The 22,553-nt window shown below is 40.4% G+C and carries 14 protein-coding genes and 1 tRNA gene; 9 read left to right on the top strand and 6 right to left on the bottom strand.

The genetic code is table 11. The features are described from left to right. The first annotated feature begins 28 nt into the window (after positions 1-28). The 7 genes from ACTJKN_RS00245 to ACTJKN_RS00215 all read left to right on the top strand — a co-directional run bounded on the left by ACTJKN_RS00245 (position 29) and on the right by ACTJKN_RS00215 (position 5,277). Positions 29-101: transfer RNA gene (locus tag ACTJKN_RS00245), tRNA-Lys, on the top strand. Positions 102-474: 373 nt separating this feature from the next. Then, positions 475-1,095 (top strand): Crp/Fnr family transcriptional regulator, encoded by a 621-nt coding sequence (locus tag ACTJKN_RS00240; protein WP_440821637.1) that lies wholly within the window; start codon positions 475-477, stop codon positions 1,093-1,095. A 60-nt stretch (positions 1,096-1,155) separates the two neighbouring features. Continuing rightward, entirely contained in the window at positions 1,156-1,953 is a 798-nt protein-coding gene (locus tag ACTJKN_RS00235; RefSeq protein ID WP_440821635.1) for a sulfite exporter TauE/SafE family protein, read from the top strand. A gap of 90 nt (positions 1,954-2,043) precedes the next feature. After that, positions 2,044-3,426: an MBL fold metallo-hydrolase gene (locus ACTJKN_RS00230; protein ID WP_440821633.1), complete on the top strand. Its 1,383-nt coding sequence runs from the start codon at positions 2,044-2,046 to the stop codon at positions 3,424-3,426. Positions 3,427-3,440: 14 nt separating this feature from the next. Then, positions 3,441-4,004: a YeeE/YedE family protein gene (locus ACTJKN_RS00225; RefSeq protein ID WP_440821631.1), complete on the top strand. Its 564-nt coding sequence runs from the start codon at positions 3,441-3,443 to the stop codon at positions 4,002-4,004. Positions 4,005-4,013: 9 nt separating this feature from the next. Beyond that, positions 4,014-4,514 carry a DUF6691 family protein gene (locus ACTJKN_RS00220; protein WP_440821629.1) on the top strand — a complete coding sequence of 167 codons (501 nt, stop codon included), beginning with the start codon at positions 4,014-4,016 and terminating at the stop codon, positions 4,512-4,514. A 10-nt stretch (positions 4,515-4,524) separates the two neighbouring features. Beyond that, the gene (locus ACTJKN_RS00215; protein WP_440821627.1) at positions 4,525-5,277 is read left to right on the top strand and encodes a DUF2490 domain-containing protein; all 753 of its coding nucleotides are present in this window, start codon (positions 4,525-4,527) and stop codon (positions 5,275-5,277) included. Between the two features lie 308 nt (positions 5,278-5,585). Here ACTJKN_RS00215 and ACTJKN_RS00210 read toward each other — a convergent pair whose 3' ends face one another. From ACTJKN_RS00210 to ACTJKN_RS00185, 6 genes are all read right to left on the bottom strand, one after another. Beyond that, positions 5,586-9,350, bottom strand: coding sequence for a glycoside hydrolase family 2 TIM barrel-domain containing protein (locus ACTJKN_RS00210; RefSeq protein ID WP_440821625.1), 3,765 nt, complete (start codon positions 9,348-9,350; stop codon positions 5,586-5,588). 129 nt (positions 9,351-9,479) lie between these two features. Further along, complete coding sequence (locus ACTJKN_RS00205) at positions 9,480-10,799, bottom strand: gluconate:H+ symporter (protein ID WP_440821623.1); 1,320 nt, start codon at positions 10,797-10,799, stop codon at positions 9,480-9,482. Between the two features lie 9 nt (positions 10,800-10,808). Next, positions 10,809-12,524 carry an IlvD/Edd family dehydratase gene (locus tag ACTJKN_RS00200; RefSeq protein ID WP_440821621.1) on the bottom strand — a complete coding sequence of 572 codons (1,716 nt, stop codon included), beginning with the start codon at positions 12,522-12,524 and terminating at the stop codon, positions 10,809-10,811. 24 nt (positions 12,525-12,548) lie between these two features. Continuing rightward, complete coding sequence (locus tag ACTJKN_RS00195; protein ID WP_440821619.1) at positions 12,549-14,126, bottom strand: aldehyde dehydrogenase (NADP(+)); 1,578 nt, start codon at positions 14,124-14,126, stop codon at positions 12,549-12,551. Next, the gene (locus ACTJKN_RS00190; RefSeq protein WP_440821617.1) at positions 14,123-14,959 is read right to left on the bottom strand and encodes a fumarylacetoacetate hydrolase family protein; all 837 of its coding nucleotides are present in this window, start codon (positions 14,957-14,959) and stop codon (positions 14,123-14,125) included. Before ACTJKN_RS00190 ends, ACTJKN_RS00195 begins: the two co-directional genes overlap by 4 nt. Positions 14,960-16,241: 1,282 nt before the next feature. After that, on the bottom strand, positions 16,242-17,129 hold the full coding sequence (locus ACTJKN_RS00185) for an AraC family transcriptional regulator (protein ID WP_440821615.1): 888 nt from the start codon (positions 17,127-17,129) through the stop codon (positions 16,242-16,244). 563 nt (positions 17,130-17,692) lie between these two features. Here ACTJKN_RS00185 and ACTJKN_RS00180 point away from each other — a divergent pair. Beyond that, positions 17,693-20,863: a SusC/RagA family TonB-linked outer membrane protein gene (locus tag ACTJKN_RS00180; RefSeq protein ID WP_440821613.1), complete on the top strand. Its 3,171-nt coding sequence runs from the start codon at positions 17,693-17,695 to the stop codon at positions 20,861-20,863. Between the two features lie 13 nt (positions 20,864-20,876). Beyond that, entirely contained in the window at positions 20,877-22,427 is a 1,551-nt protein-coding gene (locus ACTJKN_RS00175; protein WP_440821611.1) for a SusD/RagB family nutrient-binding outer membrane lipoprotein, read from the top strand. Positions 22,428-22,553: the final 126 nt, after the last annotated feature.

Raw genomic sequence — 22,553 nt, 5'->3', positions numbered from 1 at the left:
AGGAAACGGATAACGTTTTAGTAAAGTAGATTCCGTAGCTCAGCTGGTAGAGCATTACACTTTTAATGTAGTGGTCCTGGGTTCGAATCCCAGCGGGATCACAGAAGATAGTAAAAACTATGTAAAAGCTTGCAAATCAAATGATTGCAAGCTTTTTTGTTTTACCGGAAAATCTAAAATATGCAATAAATCGCATAAAAAAGTGAGTAATTCGGAGAGTAGTTTTACAGAGTGGCATGCTCACTAAAAATGATGTAAGTTTCTGACTTACAGGAAATTTAAGATCAAAATATTGGTGGTTATTACCAATGGATTTGAGTGGTTCTTCTTTAAAACGCAAGATTTTTACGAGTTGTATATAACAATAAAAAGCTACTAAAAGAATACGAACAGCATTAGGGGAAATTTGGACAATAATGAGTAATCTTATTTATTCACAATATTACACGGAGGCGACCAACCAAAACCGTAGTTTTGAAAAATGGATGGTCTACAAAATTTAAGTCTTCGCCCGAATTGGTTGAAAAACTATATAAATATAGCATACTAAAAACCTACCAAGCAGGAAACATTATTTTAAATGAAAATGCTCATATCCGTTCCATTCCGATTGTTACCAAAGGAACCATGAAAGTAATGCGGACAGAAGAAGATGGCAGGGAAATTTTATTGTATTACATTAAAGCCGGCGAAAGCTGCATCATGTCGTTTTTGGGTGGACTACACAACGAAACAAGTAAAGTAAAGGCGGAAGTGGAAGAAGACGCCGAAATTCTTTTTTTGCCCATTGACAAAGTTTCACTGTTCATCAAAGAATACCCACAGTGGCTCGACTATATTTTTCGTTTGTATCACAAACGTTTTGAAGAACTGTTGGAAATTGTCAATGCCATTTCCTTTAAAAAAGTAGATGAACGTTTATTAAATTTGCTCAAAAAGAAATCTGAGTTGACACTATCAAAAACCATTCATATAACCCACGAACAATTAGCTAATGAACTTGGAACGGCTCGTGTAGTCGTTTCCAGATTATTGAAACAATTGGAAGAAAACGGAGCTGTTCAGCTCGGCAGGAATAAAATATTCCTTATGTAACTAAAGTAGCTGTAAATGTTTTTGAGTTGGCGCACCTTTGCTGCATCAATCTTAAAAACAATGGACATAGCAGGTTATTTAGCTTCAATTTTTATCGGTATCTCATTAGGACTAATCGGTGGTGGCGGCAGTATTCTTACCGTTCCTGTTTTAGTTTATTTGTTTAGCACTGATGCCGTTTTAGCAACCACTTATTCCCTTTTTATTGTTGGTACAACAAGCATCGCCGGCTCCCTTTCCTATTTCAAAAAGGGATTGGTCAACATCAAAATGGCGGTCGTTTTTGGTATTCCGTCAATCATTTCTGTTTTTCTCACAAGAGCCTATATAATGCCTTCCATTCCCATGGAAATTTTTAGAGCCGGAAATTTTATCCTTACCAAAAGTATTTTTTTGATGTTGATTTTTGCCATATTGATGGTTTTTGCTTCATACAGCATGATTAAAAAAGATGAACATGCAAGTGATGGTACACCACAGAAACAGACATTCAATTATCCTTTGGTTTTTGCAATAGGGATTTTTATAGGTACAATTACAGGCTTTATTGGTGCAGGTGGTGGCTTTTTGATCATTCCTGTATTGGCTAATTTGCTGAAGCTTCCTATGAAAATAGCTGTTGGAACTTCACTACTGATCATTTCGGCAAATTCTCTAATAGGTTTTCTATTTTCACTTTCTCATACTTCTGTTCATTGGCATTTCTTGTTAACCATAACTTTTATTGCCGTTGTAGGTATTCTGATAGGCAGTTTTTTATCTACAAAAATTGATGGTAAAAAACTCAAACCCGCTTTCGGTTGGTTTGTACTGGTAATGGGGATTTACATTATTATCAAGGAAACATTATTAAAATAAAATAATTTGAAGTGTCAAGGTAAATTGATATTTATCTAAAAATCAATTAAATAATTCATTAAAAAATAATTAATCATTAAAATAAGTACTATGTTTTTTCAACACGTATATGATAAAAGTTTAGCACATGGCAGTTATGTAATAGGTTGTCAGGCTACGGGCGAAGCCATCGTAATAGATGCTAAAAGAGATATTGATGTGTACATGGAAATTGCAAAGCAAAATAATCTCCGTATTACACACATTGCCGAAACCCACATACACGCAGACTTTCTTTGCGGCTCAAGAGAACTGAGTGCCGTTACGGGAGCAACAATCTATCTTTCGGATGAGGGCGGCGAAGACTGGCAATATCAGTTTCCACATAATGGACTGAGAGATGGCAATTTTATCAGGGTAGGGAATCTGACTTTAGAGATAATGCACACGCCTGGCCATACACCGGAAAGCATTAGTTTCTTACTAACTGACCATCCAGCGACGGAAAAACCTGTGATGATACTGACTGGTGATTTTGTATTTGTAGGCGATATAGGTCGTCCTGATTTGCTAGAAAAAGCCGCAGGGCTTATCGGTACAAAAGAAGTAGGTGCTCAACAAATGTTCCAGTCGTTGAAAAAGTTTGCCGCATTGCCCGAATACCTTCAGGTATGGTCGGCACATGGAGCGGGTTCAGCTTGTGGAAAGGCTTTGGGAGCAGTGCATAGTTCAACCGTGGGTTATGAAAAAATCCGCAACTGGGCTTTTCAACATGATGATGATGAAAAAGAATTTACCAACTACCTTTTAGCAGACCAGCCGGAACCGCCTAAATATTTTTCGATGATGAAACATTTGAATAAGGTCAACCGTCCCCTATTGATAGAAGTACCCAAACATCAAAAATTATCGGGAGGACAGTTTTTAAATGCTTATGCCAATGGCTTGAAAGTCATAGATGCAAGAGATAAGGTAGATTTTGCCAAGGGGTTTATTCCCGGTAGTCTGAACATTCAAGGGAATAATTCTTTTTCAACGTGGGCGGGTTGGCTACTCAATTATCAGGAACAGTTTATACTAGTTTGTGATGATAACAAAATAGATGACCTGACCCGAAAATTAATGCGTATCGGTCTGGACAATATTTATGGTTACATTTCAGACCTGAACGATTTGGGTGTTGAGCTGCAAACGGCCGATGTTATTTCAGTTAACGAGTTTAAAACATACATCAATAATGAAGATATTCAGATTATAGATGTACGTGGAGCAGCCGAATATGAGGCAGGACACATAGAGGGTGCAGATAATATTTTTGTGGGAACCATTCCTGATAATCTGGATAAAATCAGTAAAGACAAACAGGTAATCATTCACTGCCAGGCAGGCGACCGTTCGGCAATAGCTTATTCTCTACTCGCAAAAAATGGTTTCAAGAACGTGAGGAATTTTTCGGGTGGTATGAAAGAATGGTTGACTTCCAAGAATAATTAATAAAAATTATAAAAATGATAGAGTTTATAAAACAGCCCTGGGCGTGGTATGTAGCGGGACCGTTAATCGGTTTAACTGTTCCTGCATTACTAATTATTGGCAATAAATCATTTGGCATCAGTTCATCGCTGCGACACGTTTGTGCTATGTGTATACCTGCCAATATTCCGTTTTTCAAATACGATTGGAAAAAAGAACTGTGGAATTTATTTTTTGTATTCGGTATTTTCCTGGGAGGTGCAATAGCTGTTAACCTTTTGGGCAATCCTAATCCTGTTGAAGTTAATCCAAAATTAGCTACAGAACTTGCAGGTTACGGCATTACGCACTACAATAATCTGGTACCGGAAGACATTCTGAATTGGCAATCGCTGTTTACGCTGAGAGGATTTATATTAATGATAATTGGTGGTTTCTTGGTTGGTTTTGGAACACGTTATGCAGGTGGCTGTACAAGCGGACACGCCATTATGGGGCTATCCAGCCTGCAATTGCCTTCATTGATTGCTACGACCTGTTTTATGGTTGGCGGTTTCATTATGGCTAATTTCATTTTACCTCTTATTCTTTCACTCTAAACACCGTAAATGCAACAGGATACAAATACAGAAAAGGATTTAAAATTTGGTGAATCAGATGCAATGTGTGTAAACGAAAGTAGTTTGGAACACAAGTGGCGTAACAATTTAAAATACCTGATTATAGGGATATTATTCGGCATCATATTCGTAAAATCAGAAGTCATCAGTTGGTTTCGTATACAGGAAATGTTTCGCTTACAGTCGTTTCATATGTACGGAATTATTGGTAGTGCCATTCTGGTGGGTATGGTTTCCGTCTGGCTGATTAAGAGGTTCGACATCAGAACCATTTATGGCGAACCAATTATTATTGCACCCAAAACATTCAATAAAGGTCAAATCTATGGCGGTTTAATTTTTGGTTTCGGTTGGGCAATTACAGGGGCCTGCCCAGGTCCGTTGTTTGCTCAAATCGGAACAGGTGCAACTGTTATTAGTGTTACACTTCTAAGTGCTATTGCAGGCACTTGGGTTTATGGATATTTTAGAGGGAAACTCCCTCATTAAACAAGATTGTATGTTACCCTTAAAAACATTGCTGGCAACAGCAATATGGATTTTTGTTGCCCAAACTTTGCTCGCACAACAACATTACAATGCTTGGTTTCGTGGTACTTGGAGTGTTCCTGTCGGTAAGAAAATCAAAATAGATAACGAGTTTCAGCACAGGCGTCAAAATGGAGCTGAAAATGAAAATATGTTTAACAGAAATTTAATGTTTGCATATAGAAATTGGGTGCATTATCAGTACAACGATGAGGTAAAGTTTTCACTTTCTCCATTCGCTTATTTTTCAAATTATAGAATTATACAAGAGCAGGCAGACGAAGCGGCACTACCCAATAGTGAAATCCGTTTTTCGGCAGCCGTAGAATTACAACGCCAACTTTTCAAAAAGTTCCATTTAATGGACAGAACAGCCGTTGAATATCGTTTGTTTCAGGGCAATCATACAGAGATTACACGACTAAGAAACCGCTTCGGGTTTCGTAACGACTTTACGGAAAAAATAAAATTGGGTATTTATGATGAACTGCTATTCAATGTAACAGGCACAACAGCCGAACATTTTTTTGACCACAACAGAATTGCGATTGACCTTGAATACCCCGTTTTACCTAACATGAAATTTGATACAGGCTATATCCACATTGTCCGACTGCCTTCGACAAGTACAACCAAACTGCACGAAAACAACATTTTTCTGAACCTGACTTATCAGCTAAAAAAGCATAGCGTTACTAAAACATATGTGCATTTCGGCGATTGAGGCCTAGTGTTTCCGTTTTATGTGACCTTCTAGCATAAATAATTAGAAAAAGTGCTTTTGCTTTTTCAAAAAAAAAGACGTATTTTTAAGTATAGCAATTGCAGCTAAAACGTATTAAAAAAATAGTGTGTAATTCAATGAGTCTAATTACAAAACAACCTTAAATACTATTTAAACGTTGATTTTTGCACTAGGCGCAAATCCCAGCAGGATCACAAGAAACCTCACAGAAATGTGAGGTTTTTTTGTTTAAAAGAGATTTGAACAGAAGCGCCGGCATGGGTTCGATTTGTAAAAGGCTCAGTGGCTTACTTATTGATTTTAAATGGTTTGATCGAACTTGTGAACTGTATGGTTTGGGGAATGGTTTGATATTTATTAAGTACCCCAATTGCCGTACACCCTACTCCGGTAGTTTGATAGTCGAAATTAAATGTTACACCATCCGATTTGATCAGCTGATAGGTGTATTTTGCCTTCGACAAATTTTCGGTGCTGTAATTGTAGCAATTGAAATTAAACGGTTTGTTTGCCGAAAACTCAATTCCGATCCCTTCAGCATTTGTCAGTCGCACATCATGGTTGTCGGTGCGCAAGCCACAATCCTGAGGTAGCAAATACGGTACAAACATCGCATCAACTGTCGACTGATAATGCCCGATCCGATAGCCGGTTTTGCGGTCTGGATAATTCTCCTGTGGCCCACGCCCAAACCATTGTACATTTTGCATTTGATCGTCGAATACCCATTTTGTTCCGATGCGTGGCAATGAACTGGGCATTTTTCCATTCGGATTGATTGTATGCTGCAAACTAATTTCACCGTCGGGCGAAATTGTATAAATCATCTCATTTTCGAAGCCTGCCCCGCTTGCATTTCCAAAAAGCGCAATTTGGCGTATACTGACAATTGCGTTTCCAGCCTTATTTTCAACCCGAAATGATTCAAGTTCTGACTTCATTTTATCCAGACCGATGGAATACCATGAAGTGGCAACCATCCTTCCGTAACCCTCAGTTCTGGGAAATACATTTACCGAAGGATAGGTCCAGTCGTCCTGTTCGTTCGCCAGAGGGGCACGCCAAACATTGAGTTGCGCTCCCTGTTTCAGCAATTCTTTACCCATGTATTTCATGGAGTACAATTGTCCATCGGCTTTATTAAAGGCATAATCGAAATTTACTCCGGATACAATCAAATGTTGCTCATTATCTGTCACTTTTAAAGGATTGACCGGACGCTGTACCAATTTTCTATCGGCAGGAACAATCCACGGCATTTCCAATTGATTCCAACACTGTTCAAAACCCTTTGGCGCCCATTGTGTCGCTTCTTTCGAATGAAAGCTAACTGTTGCCAAATAGGTTGCGCTGGCTTTTAGCTGAGGCTTTTGGATAGGGAGAACGTAGATTTTTTTTGCTTCCGGTTCAACATCCACCTCCAATTTTCCGGAAGCTATTGATATTCCGTTTTCCTCCAGATTCCAACGTGCTTCAAAGCCATTGGTATTAGTAAAAAAGTTTCGGTTCTGCACTTCAATTTCCATTTTTTCGGCATTGCTCCACTTTACAGAAATGGGTTGAGCAGACTTTTTCATTTGCCACATTTCCGGCTCCGGAACCCGATCGGGCCAAATACTTCCATAGGTACGTGCGCCAATTCCATAGCTGAAAAACTCGCCTTTTTTTTGCTCCTGCTCAAAATCGAGCCACAAAGCTGCACGATTTCTCAAGTTTGGGTTTGCTGCAAATAAATCATCGGTTTCAATCGCTTTGGGGAAAATACCCACCTGATCGATAATGGCATCGCACAAATAACCGGAGGTATGCTGGCCATGTGTTTCGGCATTCTTGCCCACATTAAGCGGAAAAGGGAAATTGGTAATGTTCCCTGTGGCAGGAGTTTCAGCCAGCTTTTTGTTATCGATAAATAGTGATATCGATTTCCCGTTATAAATACCTGCCACATGATGCCATTTTTGTATCCAGTCTTTGGGTAATTCACCACGGACAACTGTTTTTTTCGAAGTGTAGATATAGAAATCGAGCGAGTTGGCACCAATTTGCTGCAAACCAAATTGATTGTTTCCTTTGGTGAGCATTGTTCCGCCCATTTTCATTAAATCGCGCGGAAAAATCCAAAACGAAACCGTTAGTTCATTACCAGAGATTTCAATTTTTTTATCCTGAAAAACTTCCACCCACTGATCGTGACCATTCAGATCAATACCTTTTCCATTGTGTCCGGCGACCAGTTTGGCGCGTCCCATGATGTGAGTTGCGACCTTGTTTGGTGAAGAATCTGTCAATTTGCGAACTGGCTCGCGCAATCCCGGACTCACGAAATCCCAGATTGCTCCGCCCATGATGCGTGGATACTGGTAAATCACATCCCAGTATTCGTCCAGGCCGCCACCGGCATTTCCAGCCACCGAAAGGTATTCGTCCATAAACGATGGTCGCGGATCAACACTTTCAGGAACCATCCCCACCTGATTTTTGAGATCAAAAGGTGATGGGTAACGTGGGCCGATAATCTCTTCGCAAGAATGCGAAAAAGCATTTCCACCATACATCCAATATCGGGTAGTATCGTATTTCCGACCTTCATCAATCACAGCACAAATATTTTTCCCTTCGCCACTTTCGTTCCCCGCGCTCCAAAACAGAATGGAGGGATGATTTCGGTCGTGCAAAACCATTTTGCGCACCCGCTCGCGGTACATGGGTTCCCATTCGGTTTTGTCGCTCAAATATTCAGTGGCATGTGCTTCATCTCCAGTTTCATCGATAATGTAAAATCCATATTCGTCTGCCAATTCTAAATATCGTGTTACAGGTGGATAGTGTGATATGCGTATACAATTTATATTGAATTGCTTCAGTATTTCAAAGTCTTTCCTGATGGTCGCTTCGTCCATCGTATGCCCCAAATCGGGGTGTTGCATGTGCGTATTGATGCCGTTAAGTTTGATGGCTTTTCCATTCAGATAGAAAACCTGATGACGGATTTCAGTCTCTTTAAAGCCAATGCGACCAGCAATTATCTCTTCGGTTTTACCTTCCCTGTTGATTAATTCCAGCGTTAACCGGTAAAGATTGGGCGTTTCAGCAGTCCACTTTTTAGGGTTTATTACATCTGATGAAATATTAATAATTTGCTTATTGCCAGCAGTTATCTGAACTACATCAGAAGTAAAATTCTTAACCAACACATTGTCTGAATTAAACAGCGAGGCCCGAACCTTGTAGTGCTGTTTATCAGTTTTCGCCTGGTTATTTACCGTAATCTGCAAATTCAGTTTTGCGTTCTCATAGTTTTTGTCCAGATCGGTAGTGGCATGCCAGTCGAAGATATGTACATCCGATTTTGCATACAGCCAAACATCATCGAAAATACCAGCCAGGCGCCAATAGTCCTGGCTTTCGAGATACACACCATCTGAATATTTAATTACGTTTACAGCAATGGTATTTTTTCCAGGTTTCAAAAACCTGGTAACATCATATTCAGCAGGCTCTTGCGCACCTTCGTTGTAGCCAACTTCCTGTCCGTTGATCCAGACAAACGATGCCGAAGCGGTTTTCTCCATACGTAATAAAATGCGTTTGCTTTTCCAATTTGCTGGCAGGGTAAATGTTTTTCGATACGAGCCAGTCGGGTTGTATTCACGAGGGACAAAAAGCGGATTGGAGCGGAAGGGATGTGCAACGTTTCGGAAAAAAGGATCACCAAAACCCTGCATTTCCCAGTTGGACGGAACTGTAATTTCAGACCATTTCTGATCATTATAATTTGATATAAAAAAGTTCTTGGGTGTACCTTCCGGAGTATTGGCAAAATGGAATTTCCACCTTCCATTCAACGAAAGCACATTTTCTGACTTCCATTTCTGAAGATTTAATGATTCACTGACCGATTTTAAGGGGATACAAACTGTGTGACCTTCTGTCTGGTTGATTTCAAATACCTTTATATTTTCGATGAAAGGATAAACGTTTGCAAAATCAGATTGCTGTGCTGACACTGTAAAACTTGCCAGCGTGATAAATAAACCAACTATTTTTTTCATGCCCGGTTACGTTATTATCTTGATGGAAGACTAAAATTTGTTTTCGAATATAAACTATATAACATGCATTAAAGTACGATTTTACTAAAAGTCAATATTTAATCTTTGTGTGCTCAGTCTGTATATTATTTATTTAAACAGTACCTGGTTCATGATCAGTATTCCAATAAGTCCGATAACTGAAACCAGCGTTTCCATCAGCGACCAGGATAAAAATGTTTGTTTTATAGATAATCCTAAATACTCTTTGAATAGCCAGAAAGAGGAGTCATTTACGTGAGAACAAAACAGGCTCCCTGATCCAACTGCAAGCACCATTAAATTTGGATCGGCACCATGAGGCCCAACAAGTGGATAAACAATCCCAGCAGCGGTGAGGCCAGCTATGGTAGCCGAACCCAGGCAAAGCCTTAACACAGCCGTTATTAGCCAGGCCAATAATAAAGGTGGTAGGGTTAATCCTTTCAAAATTGCGGCAAGGCTGTTGCTCACCCCTGTTTCTACAAATACTTGTTTCAAAATACCTGCGCTACCGATTATTAAAAGGATCATCGCTATATCTTTTGTTGCATCAACAAAAATCACCATAATGTCAATCAGCTTTTTACCTGACCTGATCCCAAGTGTAAATGTTGCAATACAAATGGTTAATATCATGGCAATAGTTGGATCACCGATAAATCTGGCGAGATTTACGACAGCTATATTATCACTACATATCCTGGTTATCAGCGTGGTAATCAGAATTATAAGTACAGGCAACAAGGCAGAAACGACACTATTTGTTATCCCTGGCAATTCATTATCAGGCAGTTCATTGGCCTGCAAGGTAATTGTTGGGCCAGATTGCATATTTATTAATACTTTTGCGAAAATAGGCCCTGCAATAATGATAGCAGGTATGGCCACAATTAAACCATAAATAAAGGTCTTAACCAAATCTGCATTAAACTGAGTAACCAAAGCCATGGGCGATGGATGCGGTGGCAAAAAACCATGCATTACAGACAGCGATGCAAGCATAGGCAAGCCTACATACACCAGAGGCAACCTATAATTGTACGCTACCGAAAAAATAATTGGAATCAGCAATACAAACCCAACATTATAAAATAATGGAATGCCCACTATAAAGCCTGTTAAAGACATGGCCCAGGTAATGTATTTAGCGCCGAATGTCTTTTTTAATACTGTGGCTATTTTTTGAGCTGCACCACTGGAAGCGACGAGTTTTCCAAGCATGGCGCCCAAAACGATGATAATTGCCAGAGAGCCCAATGTATCTCCTAATCCTTTATTAATAGTTTGCGGAATACTAGCGACGGGCATACCTAACAATAAAGCTGCCCCTACAGATACGATTATAAATGCAAGAAAGGTATTAACCTTCGCCCAGGCAATTAATAATACAAGTATAACTATACAGCCAAAAAGAATCAGTACATCCATGTTTCTACTTTAATGAGAGTCTCTGGTTACTGTAGAACCTGAACCGCCTACTAAAAAGTCCAGATCAGCACCTTTATCTGCCTGCTGAACGTGGGTGATATATAAGTTTACATAACCACGTGTTGCAGCAGGAATTGACGGTACCCAATTGCTTCGCCTCAGGGCTAACACTTCATCACTCACTTCAAGGTGGATACGTTTATTGGCTACATCCAGCTCAATGATGTCTCCGTTTTCTACCAGCGCTAAATTTCCACCAATAGCAGACTCTGGCGATACGTGCAGTATAACTGTACCATATGCCGTACCACTCATCCTGCCATCCGATATCCTTACCATATCTGTTACGCCCTTGTCAAGTAGCTTTTTGGGTAATGTCATGTTACCCACCTCAGGCATACCCGGATAGCCGACCGGACCAACCGTTTTCAAGACCATTACACAAGTTTCATCGATATCCAGATCAGGGTCATCTACTCTCGCATGGTAATCCTCAATATTTTCAAACACTACTGCCCTACCCCTATGCTGCATCAAACCGGGTGTAGCTGCAGATGGCTTTATAACCGCTCCATTAATTGCAAGATTACCTTTTAGTACCGTAATGCCGGCCTCCTGAATGATGGGCTGCTCAAATTCATAAATAACTTCCTTATTATAATTTATTCCTGTAACAGCAATGTTCTCGGCATGCGTTTTCCCGCTTACCGTTAGGGTATCCATTTTTAAAACAGATTGCATTTGTTTTAAAACAGCAGGTACACCACCGGCATAGTAAAAATCCTCCATCAAAAATTTCCCTGAAGGCATAAGATTTACAAGAAGCGGCATTTTACTGCCAATATCATCAAAATCGTCTAAGTTTAGCGCTACCCCCATACGCCCTGCAATGGCGGTAAGGTGAATAATAAAGTTTGAGGAACCTCCTACTGCGGCATTTACCTTAATTGCATTTTCAAAAGCATCGCGAGTTAGTATTTTAGAAATTTTCAGGTCTTCTTTAACCATTTCAACTATTCTCCTTCCCGATAGCTGAGCAAGCCTTTTCCGCCGGGAATCTACGGCAGGTATAGCCGCACCACCGGAAAGGCTCATGCCCAACGCTTCTACCATGCAAGCCATAGTAGAAGCCGTTCCCATTGTCATACAGTGGCCCGGACTACGGGACATGCAACTTTCTACTTCTGCATATTCATCATAAGTAATTTCACCTTTCTTTAATTCCTCCGTCAGCTTCCATACACTTGTTCCTGAGCCGATGTCGTGTCCGTGATATTTTCCGTTTAACATGGGGCCGCCAGGAACCACAATGGTTGGCAGATCTACACTTGCCGCCCCCATTAGCGTAGAAGGCGTCGTTTTATCGCAGCCCGTAAGGAGTACTACACCATCAATAGGGTTGCCTCTTATTGATTCCTCTGCATCCATACTGGCGAGATTACGGAACAACATGGCGGTGGGTTTCATGAGCGTTTCTCCCAACGACATGATGGGGAATTCCAGTGGAAAGCCGCCAGCCTCCAATACCCCGCGACGAACACTTTCGGCAATATCACGCAAGTGGGCATTGCAGGGTGTAAGTTCAGACCATGTATTACAAATGCCTATCACCGGCCTGCCGTCAAACATGTCTTCGGGCATGCCCTGGTTTTTCATCCAGCTGCGATAGATAAGGCCCATTTTATCTTTTTTTCCAAACCAGGTCGAACTTCTATATGATTTCATATCTAGAATATGCTATGTTAATTATTAATCCTTATTTAGATTGCCGTTTACCAGTCGCCAGATTTTTAACGGGTTTGCATTTTTTAATTCATTTGGCAGTAGTTGATCAGGCATATTCTGGTAACATACCGGCCGCGTAAACCTGTCAATTGCAGCTGTGCCTACAGATGTGCTTTTTTGGTCTGTTGTAGCTGGGAATGGCCCTCCATGAAACATGGCGCTACAAACTTCAACACCCGTAGGGAACCCATTAATAAGTAACCTGCCCACTTTTTGCTCTAAAATATCGAGTAAATCTTTATACTCAACCAAGTCACTATCGGTTCCGTGTACTGTCGCGGTTAAATGCCCGCTAAGATTCTTTGCGATTTCAATGATATCCTTTTTAGTGTTTGCTTCTACAACCACGCTGGTTGGCCCAAAAAGTTCTTCAGCCAAGTCAGGATGGATTTTTAATAAATCACTTGTTATTTTGAATAAAACCGGGGATGCAATATTTAAATCTGCCGTGTAATTGCCTTTTGCAAGTGTTTTGACTCCAGACATTTCGCTGCGTTTTTCAACGCCGGCCGTGTATGATTTATGGATATCGCCGGTAAGCATTACGCCTCCCAAAGTTTGTCCAAATTCTTCTTCAAGCTTCCGGATAAAACCAGGTGCGGCATCAGTACTTTCATAAATAAGCATGCCCGGATTGGTGCAGAACTGGCCTACACTTAGTGTTACTGAGCTGGAAAACGCATTAGCTAAGGACTGTGATCTTTCTAATAAAGCCTGTGGAAGAATAAACACCGGGTTAGTGCTACCCATTTCAGCATAAACCGGAATAGGTGTTTCCCGGCGCACAGCCATATCGTATATGGCCTTACCTGCACCAAATGAACCTGTAAATGCCACAGCCTTTATGTCTGGGTGCTTAACTAACTGAGCGCCTAAAACAGGACCATCTCCAAAAAGAAGCGAAAAAACACCGTCAGGCATTTCAGTTGAAATAGCGGCATTATTGATGGCCTTACCTATTAACGAACTGGTTACAAGGTGTGCAGGATGTGCCTTTACTATTGTACAGCAACCCGCTGCCAGTGCAGATGCGGTGTCGCCCCCAGCTACAGAAAATGCAAGGGGAAAATTACTCGCTCCAAAAACGACTACAGGTCCCAGTGGTATCTGCATGGAGCGGATATCCGGTTTAGGGAGCGGTATGCGGTCTGGGTTCGCTGTCTCAATCCGGGCATCCAGCCAGGATCCTTCTTTTAGTAAATCGGCAAATAACCTTAACTGGCCCACAGTCCGCCCTCTTTCACCTTCTATACGGCCTTGTGGTAGTCCGGATTCGGCGCAGCAAATCGTTATCAACTCCTCTCCAAGGCCAATAATCTCATCGGCAATGGCTTCTAAAAATGCGGCTTTTTTTACACCGGATATTTTGCGGTAAACCTGAAATGCAGCTGTTGCCTTTTCAACTGCCCTGTCAACTTCGGCTACTGTAGCTACAGAAAAGCTCGCTATTTTTTCGCCGGTTAACCTGCTTATTGAACTAATCGTTTCACTTGCTTCGGCAGAGGTTTCGAAACCTATAATTTGTTCGCCAATATTTATCATGCTACGATATTGATAAGTGAACCAATTTCTGAAATGGTTATTTTTACAATATCTCCGCTGTGTAAAGTAAAATCATCAGTCGGGATTATTCCTGTACCTGTCATTAAATAGGTTCCATGAGGGAAATCCAATTCGCGAAACAAGTAGGCCACCAGATCCTTGTGCTTACGTTTCATTTGATTAATGGATATCTTCTCCTTAAAAAGGACGTCAGAATCTCTGGTTATTTCGATGCTGATATTGGTATCAGGATCTATCGGGCCGTCTGTTACTAAAAGGCAAGGACCTAAAGCGGTAGCCCCATCGTATGATTTTGCCTGCGGGAGATAAAGCGGATTTTCGCCCTCAATGTCCCTCGAAGATACATCATTACCTATTGTATAACCTTCTATAGTGCCTGCTGAGCAAATAAATAAGGTCAATTCCGGTTCAGGTACGTTCCATTTAGAATCTGCCCTGATCCGTATGTTTCCTCCGGAACCCACTGTACGGTAAGGTGGTGACTTAAAAAAAAGTTCTGGCCGGTCTGCGTCATATACCCTGGCATAAAAATCTCCACCTTTTGCTTCTTTTGATTCCTCTATTCTGGCTTCCCTGCTACGAAAATAAGTTACGCCAGATGCCCATACTTCCTGGCTGCCTATTGGCGTTAAAACAGCTGAATCGATAAGCGCTTGTAGATCTTCGTTGGGTTGGAGCTGTTGCAATTCACTACTTATCAATTTAAAGAGGTTGCTCCTGTTGACAAACCTATCCCAGCTTTTCTCTTCTGTTAAAAAATATTGGTTATTGTGGTGTATAATAATCCCGCTAGAGGTGTTATAAATTCTCATAATTATTTGGTTTAGGTTTTTGGATCGAAAATTAAGTTTGAACTTTATTTAAGTATCCAGGCGGTAAAATCTAAAGCCAAATAAGTCCTTTTAAAGCACATTTATAGCATAATGTTAATATAATACAATAAAATGCTTCAATACTGAAATTACGGGTTTACGTTGCCTAATTTGATCTGGATTTGATCATTATTAACTAAGATATCTTTTGGTAGCAGGCTAATAACAGATTTAAAAAATCGCCGTCATTTCGACTGGAACACAGTGGAATGGAGAAATCTTTGAACTATGTTAAAAGATCTCTCCTCCAAAGAAAATTCCTTTGGAACACTACGGTCGAGATGACGCCCCTTGTATATCTGTCTTCAACCTCATACCGAGGACAAGAAAAGACAATTATACATCACTCATATTGATTTTAACAATTAATTAACCCTATCAATGACAGAATCCAAATAGAAAAATCGTCATTGCGAGGAACGAAGCAATCTTAATGCGCACGCTAGTAGCGATCGTTGTAAGATTGCTTCGTCGGCTGAAAAAGCCTTCTCGCAATGACGATTCCTCACAGTCTACAGCTCGTTAAAAATTCTTCTGTCCATTCATGTTAATTTTAACAATTAATTAACCTCTACCATTGACAGACTCCAATAGAATAGTCGTCATCTCGACTGTAGCGCAGCGAAATGGAGAGATCTTTGAACTATGTTAAAAGATCTCTCCACTACGGTCGAGATGACGATACCACCCAACATGTAAACAAAAATCCTCCATTTCAGTTATCAATAAAATGTTTTGTAAATTATTAATAATAAGCGTCTTGTGTTATACTCAACAAAAGCATAAGGCTTAATAATTTACGAACCTGTCATCAACACTCCGATCTATTTGAAAAATTCTAACTTCTACCATTAATGTTATTTTACAAATAATTATTAATCAGCATTTTAACCACTTTCGTATTTCCACCCAGCTAGGCCATAGCATGGTATCTCCGTTCTACTTAAATCCGGCCTAACAAATTTTTCGGATTCCGCTGACCCAGCCACACCACTGACCTTTAAAGAAAAATTTTCAGCCGGTGTTTTTTGTTCCTTTTTGACACCAAAAAGGAAGAGCCCATCGGCGGCGGTGAGCCGAGGCATGAATGAGCCGCTGGGCAAAAAAAGGAGATGCGTCATTCATATTGTTTTATACAATAAATAACCCTCAGGATGACGGCTATAAACGAAAAATATCTGTAGTAGATTTTAAACGAATATTAATAATCGAACTGAAGTTACTAAGCAAATTTTTTCTCTTCAGTTTTAAGATAATTGTATCTGTAGTCCATTGGATTCTTTTTCGTAAGCGTTTTAAATTGATGATAGAAGTGAGAAATATTGTTGTAGCCACAGGCATAGCCTACCTCAGTCATATTAAATTCTTCTTCTAATAACAATCTGCATGCATTTCCAATTCTCACTTCCATTAAAAACTGGATATATGTTTTCTTTGTTTTGGATTTAAAGTACCTGCAAAAAGAGTGCTTTCCCATGTTAATTAATGCAGCCACATCTTCCAGCCCTACTTTTTTGTGGTAATTATTAAACGTGTATTCGAATATGGTGTTAATGCGGCTTTGATCGATGCTATTCACTTCCGGGTTAAAGCCGTTGGATGATATAATTTCATATTCTTTCGAAGCAGCTATTATTTCTAAAGCAGACAATAAATTGATCAATTTACGGGCAGGCGATTCGTTGAGCATTTCCTCCGCTATTTTGCCAACCTTTCGTCTGGTTGCTCCTTTTAAACGCAAACCAAGCTTACTTGTGTTCAGCAGTTTAACAATCGGACTAATTTCAGGAAGATTTAAAAATGCATCACCCCAGATGTTGTTCTGAAAAAGAATCACAATGGTTTCTCCAACTTTTTCGGTATCGCTTTCCAGATATTTTTGTTCACACCGGAAAGTATGGGGCAGGTTTGATCCAAATAAAAATACATCACCATTTTTAAAAGGACCAACATGATCGCCTATCAGACAGGTACCGTAGGTTCTTTTAACTACCAATAATTCGCACTCGGGATGATAGTGCCATGCACTTAATATCGCATGCCCTATATCCTTATGGATATTAAAGGAATGCTCCGGGTTCGGAGTAGCCTTTTTTAAAGTAGCCTTCATGTTTATAATTGGTTAACTATAGCATGAAATTATAAATTATGTACGATATAATGCATATCTATTACTTTATTAATGCTAATTATATTAACAACGCCAGGTTTTATGATTTGCGGATCAGATTGGTTTTATGTCGAGTAAATTCTGTAAACAATTGATAGACAGACATATTTTATATGTTTTATCATACAACGGCTCATACCACAAAGAAATAGCTATGTTAATATGTTACAATTTTTTGCTGTAATACTGAAATTGCTTTTCATTAAAGTTGTCTTTATTTGCTTGTGTAACATAACTGTTTCGAAACCAAATATAAAAGGAAAGTGATGCTGCTATTCTTCGCAGCTGCTTTCTTCAAATAAACTATTTAGCCTAAGCGTATTTGCCTTAGCTAAATAGAACAGTGATTGATTAACCAGCAAACCAATATAATCATTATGAGATAGATTTACTTCACATTCAACCACCATACTTAAGCGCTAAACGCCACGTATCTTCCGAACTGACAGCACCGCCCCTTCTGCGGTTTATTACAAAAAAACAATTCTAACCAAACAACAATTATGAAAAAAAAATTACTTCCACCAGTATTTATTTGTACTGTGTTAACGGTATTCATGCTTTTCGAGTCTGCAAGCGCATCAGCTGGTGGACTAACAACCGTAATTTTTAGCAAATCTTTAACAACCAAAAAGTTAAAATTAGCGCCGATAGGAATTACAGGTAAAGTTACCGATGAACAGGGTGTTGGTTTACCCGGCGTTAGCGTTGCTGAAAAGGGAACGCGGAATGCGACTATAACCAATTCATCCGGCAGTTATACGATAAATGTTGCCAATACCAATGCGGTGTTGGTGTTCACATCTATTGGCTATAAGCCCGTAGAGATAACCGTAAATACAAAAACCGTTGTTAATGTTACTATGCTTACGGTTACCAATGCTTTGAATGAGGTTATCGTAACTGCCCTCGGTATAAAAAGGGAGGCCAAAAGCCTCGGGTACTCGGCTCAAAAGGCCGACGTAGAGGCATTACAAACCAACCGCACAACCAACCTTGCCAATGCGCTTGAGGGCCAAATCTCCGGATTGGACGTTTCTCCACCTGCCGCAGGGCCAGGCGGGAGTACAAAGATCCGTTTGCGTGGACAATCTTCTTTCACCGCAGACAATTCGCCGTTGATCGTAATCAATGGCTTGCCAATGTCGCAGGGCGCAAGCAGTAGTAATGGTTATACACAAAATGTCGACCAGGGAGATAACCTGCAAGGGATCAATCAGGACGACATCGAATCGATGACTGTGCTAAAAGGATCTACCGCTGCAGCCTTATATGGTTCGCGTGCCGTTAACGGAGCAATTATTATTACGACAAAGTCGGGATCCAAAAATAGTGGATTAGGTATTGAGTTCAACTCTAATTTTACTGTAAACCAAGCGTTGGATTATACAGATTTTCAATATGAGTACGGGCAAGGTGAAAATAATATCCGTCCCTCATCACAAGGAACTGCGCAGAGTTCTGGTGCCTGGAGTTTTGGTGTGCCATTTGATAATGTACCCACGTTTCAATTCGACGGTGTTCAACGTCCTTATGCGCCTGTTAGAGACCGGATAAGTACGTTCTTTAGACTTGCACCATCTTGGAGCAATACCGTTGCACTTTCTGGCGGTAATGATAAAGGAAGTTTTCGGGTGTCGCTTTCCAATCAAGACGCTCAGGGCATCATACCAAACAACGATTATCATAAAAAGATTTTTAACGTTGGCATTAATTATAAACTTACCGATAAATTATCTGCACAATTTTACGTTAACTATGATCATCAATTTAATAACAATCCGCCACTTATAGGCGTACAGGGAAATGCAATTCCTACATCAATTTACAGGTTGGCTAACTCCATTTCTTTTGATGTACTTGAGGCAGCCGCAACAGATGCCAACGGAAATGAAACACCTACTTCGAGGTTTGCTACCGTTACCAACCCCTACTGGATATTGGCGCACCAGTTTCAAAGACAAACAAAAGATCATTTGTTAGGTACTGCCGTGGTACGTTATCAGTTTTTCGATTGGCTATATTTTCAGGGAAGGGCAAATATGGACCTTTTGCAATCTACCTATGAATCGAACACACCGACGGGTACATTGGCAGTATCTGCAGCACCAGCAGGACTGTATAACGGTAGCTTTGGGATAAATACAGCAAATACACGCCAAAATAATTTTGACTTCCTGCTGGGCGGTGGGCATAAGTGGAAAGATTTTTCATTTAATGCAACGGTAGGTGGTAATAACTTTCCCTTAATTACTTCTACATTCAGTGAAGCGGTAACCAACTTTTACATCAGAGGTTTATATACGATTGGAAACGGTGTTACGGCAAATTCGAGTTACAACCAGACTAAACAAACCGTAAATTCATTGTATGGTACTGCAGAATTGTCCTACAAAAATTTATTGTACCTCAATCTTACCGGCCGTACAGACTGGTATTCGGTACTGGCCAGAGATATCGATCATTATTTCTATCCTTCAATTAGCGGAAGTTTCGTTTTTTCGGAATTACTTCCAAAAACAAAATGGTTAAATTTTGGAAAGATCAGAGTTGCTATTGCAGAAACGGGAAGCGCCCAGGGGGTTGCCCCCTACAATGCATTAACATTTGCGCTTGCTCAAAATTCATTCAACGGGCTTCCCTTAGGAAGTATAAACGGGACAGCTTCACCAAACACCCAGATTAAGCCTTTTGGCGTAAATGAAAAAGAAATCGGTATCGAGTTACGCATGTTCAACAACAGAGTAAACCTGGACGTTGCTGCTTACGATAAAAAAACGACTAATCAAGCCGTTCCAATAAGCCTCTCTGCAGCAAGCGGATACAGCACCACACTGGTTAACTTAGGTGGTTTAAACAATAAAGGGTTAGAATTTAACCTGGAATTGATACCTATCCAAAACAAGAACTTTACCTGGAAAACAACTTTTAATTCTGCTTTCAACTCTTCAAAAGTATTGTCGTTGGCTAATAACCAATCGCAACTTGTAGTGGGCAGTCCTGAGTTTTTTGGGTCTATTGTTCACGTGGTCGGTTTACCCCTTAACCAAATTGTAGGTTCAACTTACAAGCGCGATGCTTCCGGAAATATCGTATTATCGGGAGGCAAACCCGTAGCCAGTGATAAACCGGTAAATTTTGGTAGTGGCCTTCCTAAAGCAACGGGGGGTTGGCTAAATACGTTCAATTACAAAGGCTTCACTTTTATTGCCCATATTGATTATAAAGCAGGTGGTAAAGTGCTTTCGAGCACAAGTTTAAACTTATTAAGAGAAGGTTTATCAAAAGAGTCTTTACCTGGCCGTGTGGGGGGCGTAATTTTTCCAGGCGTAAACGCTACTGACGGATTGCCAAACACCACCGCTGTAAATGCAGAAGATTTTTACGCAAATTATCGTTCAACGAATATCCTGGATCCATTTATTTACAGCTCGAGCTTTGTTAAATTAAGAAGCCTTTCTCTGGGATACGACCTGTCTAAATTTATCAATAAAAAATATGTGAAAGGCTTAGTGTTATCTGCGGTATGTCGTAATGTATTGATCATCAAAAAATATACACCCAACATTGATCCCGAAGCAATAGCCTCAAGTGGAGATAACCTAACCGGTTATGAGCAGGCATCACTGCCAACAACACGTACTTACGGATTTAACTTAAATGTAAAATTCTAACTCTATATACAATATGAAAAGTTTAATCAGAATTATAGCCATCGCAATCTGGATTCCAGTAATTTCCAGTTGCAATAAAGGGTTTGATAAATTGAATATTAATCCAAATAATCCAACAGAACTCGATGCGGCATTCTTGTTTACGAGTGCACAATTTGGCACACATGGAGCGACGATGGAAACTGAGCCAACAATTGTACAGCAATTTGTAAATCCGTTTTCGGGAATCACCTCGGCATTTAATTTTAATCAGCTGAATCAGACCTATACTTCGTCAAAATGGAATGCTGAGTATACGGGAACAAATACTGGCGCAACAAGCTCTTCAGGCCCTGTTCAACTACTGGTCCAGATCTTAAGCCAGCTCAAAGGCAATGCAGCAAGAACAAATTTATATAACGAAGCCAGAATCTGGAAAGCCTACCAATTTATGATGCTGGTAGACAGTTACGGAAACGTACCCTATAGTGAGGCCGGACAAGCCTATTTATCAAATGTGCTTACCCCTAAATACGATAATCAGGCAGCGATTTACACCGACCTGATTAAAGAAGTTACTGAGGCAACGGCAGCCTTAGATCCGGCAAAGGATATCGTAAAGGCTGATGTGTTTTACGGTGGCAATATCGCCCAATGGAAAAGATTGGGTTATTCCTTATTACTTCGATTGGGCATGAGGTATAGTAAACTAGATCCGGGAAAAGCGCAGGCTATTGTGCAGGCTGCAGTAGCGGGTGGTGTAATGACATCAAATGCCGACAACTGTTATCTGAAATACAATACCACTTACGTTAATCCTGTGAGCCAAACGATTACTGCGATAGCGAATACTTATTATTTAGCGGCTCCCTTTGTAAATCAACTCAAAAACAGTGGCGATCCGCGATTGAAGTTTATATCCGGTAAATACGCAAACCCTTTAGCGGCACCTACAAGCGTACCAGATACCATATCTGCAAACCAGTTCGGACTTCCTGTAGGCTATAGCAGTGCTACTTTATCAACTGCTCCTGGATTTAGAGGTGCTAACGGCTCGGGTTTTAATTATTCGCAGGTTAATTATAGTATTTTCGGTAGTTTAACCGCTCCGCAATTTTTTATCACTCACGCCCAAACGCAATTGCTGCTGGCAGAGGCCGCTTTTAGAGGCTGGATACCGGGTGGCAGTACACCTGATGTTTATTACGCTAATGGTATCCGCGCAGCAATGGACCAATGGACAACCTATAACGCGGCAGCCATTATTCCTTTAGCTACGCAAAATGCATTTATTAATCATCCTGTTAATGCTTATACAACGGCAAATGCGCTAAACCTGATTAATACGCAATATTGGGTGGCTTCCTGGGGCAATGGTACCGAGGCATTTGCTAACTTCAGGAGGAGCGGTTTTCCAGCCTTATCGCCCAATACCATCGCAGGACAAAATATAACCGGTGGTTTTGTTCGCCGCTTTGTTTATCCAACGCTTGAGCTTTCTGCAAATGCAACGAATTACCAGGCAGCGGTTGCAGACAATGGTGGGCCGGATAATATGGATACACGCATTTTCTGGGATAAATAGAAAATCCTCAATGGTTGTCGGTTATATCATAAAAAATGCCGGCGACTAAGCCGAGCCCACTCAAAGCGGGGCCTTTTTTAATAAGCTAATTTTCGAAACCGGTACTGTAAAACATTTTTACAGTAC

Origin of the sequence: Pedobacter sp. 22163 (genome assembly GCF_052045595.1) — a bacterium.
Classification (GTDB): domain Bacteria; phylum Bacteroidota; class Bacteroidia; order Sphingobacteriales; family Sphingobacteriaceae; genus Pedobacter.
Note: the sequence above shows the minus strand (reverse complement) of the source record. Positions and strands in the feature narration are given on the sequence as shown.

What these genes read in the sequence shown, in the direction of transcription:
- ACTJKN_RS00230 (WP_440821633.1), top strand. Translation starts at nt 2,044, where the DNA reads ATGTTTTTTCAACACGTATATGATAAAAGTTTAGCACATGGCAGTTAT.
- ACTJKN_RS00205 (WP_440821623.1), bottom strand. Translation starts at nt 10,799, where the DNA reads ATGGATGTACTGATTCTTTTTGGCTGTATAGTTATACTTGTATTATTA.
- ACTJKN_RS00175 (WP_440821611.1), top strand. Translation starts at nt 20,877, where the DNA reads ATGAAAAGTTTAATCAGAATTATAGCCATCGCAATCTGGATTCCAGTA.
- ACTJKN_RS00215 (WP_440821627.1), top strand. Translation starts at nt 4,525, where the DNA reads ATGTTACCCTTAAAAACATTGCTGGCAACAGCAATATGGATTTTTGTT.
- ACTJKN_RS00235 (WP_440821635.1), top strand. Translation starts at nt 1,156, where the DNA reads ATGGACATAGCAGGTTATTTAGCTTCAATTTTTATCGGTATCTCATTA.
- ACTJKN_RS00210 (WP_440821625.1), bottom strand. Translation starts at nt 9,350, where the DNA reads ATGAAAAAAATAGTTGGTTTATTTATCACGCTGGCAAGTTTTACAGTG.
- ACTJKN_RS00220 (WP_440821629.1), top strand. Translation starts at nt 4,014, where the DNA reads ATGCAACAGGATACAAATACAGAAAAGGATTTAAAATTTGGTGAATCA.
- ACTJKN_RS00190 (WP_440821617.1), bottom strand. Translation starts at nt 14,959, where the DNA reads ATGAGAATTTATAACACCTCTAGCGGGATTATTATACACCACAATAAC.
- ACTJKN_RS00195 (WP_440821619.1), bottom strand. Translation starts at nt 14,126, where the DNA reads ATGATAAATATTGGCGAACAAATTATAGGTTTCGAAACCTCTGCCGAA.
- ACTJKN_RS00180 (WP_440821613.1), top strand. Translation starts at nt 17,693, where the DNA reads ATGAAAAAAAAATTACTTCCACCAGTATTTATTTGTACTGTGTTAACG.
- ACTJKN_RS00200 (WP_440821621.1), bottom strand. Translation starts at nt 12,524, where the DNA reads ATGAAATCATATAGAAGTTCGACCTGGTTTGGAAAAAAAGATAAAATG.
- ACTJKN_RS00225 (WP_440821631.1), top strand. Translation starts at nt 3,441, where the DNA reads ATGATAGAGTTTATAAAACAGCCCTGGGCGTGGTATGTAGCGGGACCG.
- ACTJKN_RS00185 (WP_440821615.1), bottom strand. Translation starts at nt 17,129, where the DNA reads ATGAAGGCTACTTTAAAAAAGGCTACTCCGAACCCGGAGCATTCCTTT.